The sequence below is a fragment of the Actinoplanes sp. NPDC023801 genome (genome assembly GCF_040639655.1).
Lineage (GTDB): Bacteria > Actinomycetota > Actinomycetes > Mycobacteriales > Micromonosporaceae > Actinoplanes.
This window is the reverse complement of the sequence record NZ_JBFAAI010000083.1, coordinates 1-1,424: the sequence shown is the minus strand read 5'-3', so window position 1 is coordinate 1,424 and position 1,424 is coordinate 1. Positions and strand designations below refer to the sequence as shown.

Below are 1,424 nucleotides of genomic sequence, written 5' to 3'. Positions count from 1 at the left end.
AGTGCTTCAGTTTTGGAGTCCTTCGGGGGTTGACGGTTCGGGGTCTGGAAGCGGGCTGTCGGTGATGGGGCTGATGAGGACGTCGCATACGAAGTCGAGGGCTTCTTCGGTGGTGCCGCTGAACCAGTACTGGTCTTCGTAGCTGTTGTTGCTGGCCCGGTAGGTGGCCAGGTGCCAGCGGTGGGCGGATCCGCTGTAACGCAGTCGCATCACCGGTAGCTGCTGCCCGCCGGTCAACTCGACGGTGACGTAGGCGAACGGACCGCGGTAACGCACGTCCACTCCGGCCAGCTGCGGCCAGTTCGCCTTGGCCCGTGCCCGCAGCCGCTGCGGCAAGGACGTCTTGGTGGAGGCAGGGATGACCGGCATAAGGTCCACATCCTGCCGCCTCCGGTGTGTCCTACCGGTTTGCGGCACGCCCGGCCCGGCATCCTCGACCGGCCCGAACGAGATCATCTTCGATGAAGCTGGCCGGTGCCCGTCCCTCACGCACGCCCGATCACCCTGACCACCGCCGAACGACGCCGGCTCACCGCCCTGGCCTACTCCCACACCGCCGCATACCAGCAGGTCATCCGAGCCCGGATCATCTGCGATGCCGCCCGCGGAGACTCCAACGCCGCCGTCGCCCGCCGGCATGACCTCACCGTCAACACGGTACGGCGCTGGCGCGGCCGGTTCGCCGACGAAGCCCTGCCCGGGCTGGCCGACCGGCCCCGCCCGGGACGGCCACCACGACTCACCCCGGTCCAGGCCGCCGAGATCAAAGCGCTGGCCTGCCAGTTGCCGGCTGAGACCGGCACACCCTTGTCGAAGTGAAGCTGCCCCGACCTGGCCGCCGAGGCCGTCGCCCGCGGCATCGTCGCGGCGATCTCGGCGTCGACCATCCGCCGGATCCTGGCCCGGGACACGATCAAACCCTGGCCGCACCAGTCCTGGATCTTCATCCGCGACCCGCAGTTCGCCGTCAAAGCGGAACGGGTGCTCGGCCTCTACGCCCGCACGTTCGACGGTGTCGCGCTCGGGCCAGACGAGTACGTGATCTCCAGCGACGAGAAGACCAGCATCCAGGCCCGCTGCCGCTGCCGCTGCCACCCCACCCGCGCCCCAGGCGCCGCACGCACCATGCGGGTCAACCACGAATACCAGCGCAAAGGCGCTCTCGCCTACCTGGCCGCCTACGACGTCCACCACGCCCGGGTCTTCTCCCACCGCAACGCCAAGACCGGCATCGTCCCGTTCATGACCCTGGTCGAACAGGTCATGACCCAAGAGCCCTACGCCACGGCGAAGCGGGTGTTCTGGGTCGTCGACAACGGCTCCTCACACCGCGGTCAAGCCGCGATCGACCGTCTCGCGCAGCGGTTCCCGAACGCGGTCATGATCCACACCCCGATCCACGCCTCCTGGCTCAACCAGATCGA

The 1,424-nt window shown here is 68.4% G+C and carries 3 protein-coding genes; 2 read left to right on the top strand and 1 reads right to left on the bottom strand.

The features are described from left to right. Window positions 1–6: 6 nt before the first annotated feature. Window positions 7–369, bottom strand: coding sequence for a hypothetical protein (locus AB0G04_RS44185; RefSeq protein WP_360996754.1), 363 nt, complete (start codon window positions 367–369; stop codon window positions 7–9). A gap of 105 nt (window positions 370–474) precedes the next feature. On the opposite strand from AB0G04_RS44185, the gene AB0G04_RS44180 reads away from it, so the two are divergent. Next, entirely contained in the window at window positions 475–819 is a 345-nt protein-coding gene (locus AB0G04_RS44180) for a helix-turn-helix domain-containing protein (protein ID WP_360996751.1), read from the top strand. Between the two features lie 162 nt (window positions 820–981). Then, the coding region (locus tag AB0G04_RS44175; protein ID WP_360996749.1) for a transposase at window positions 982–1,424 on the top strand (443 nt) is incomplete at its 3' end.

Coding starts and splice junctions, on each gene's coding strand:
- AB0G04_RS44185 (WP_360996754.1), bottom strand. CDS start 369: ATGCCGGTCATCCCTGCCTCCACCAAGACGTCCTTGCCGCAGCGGCTG.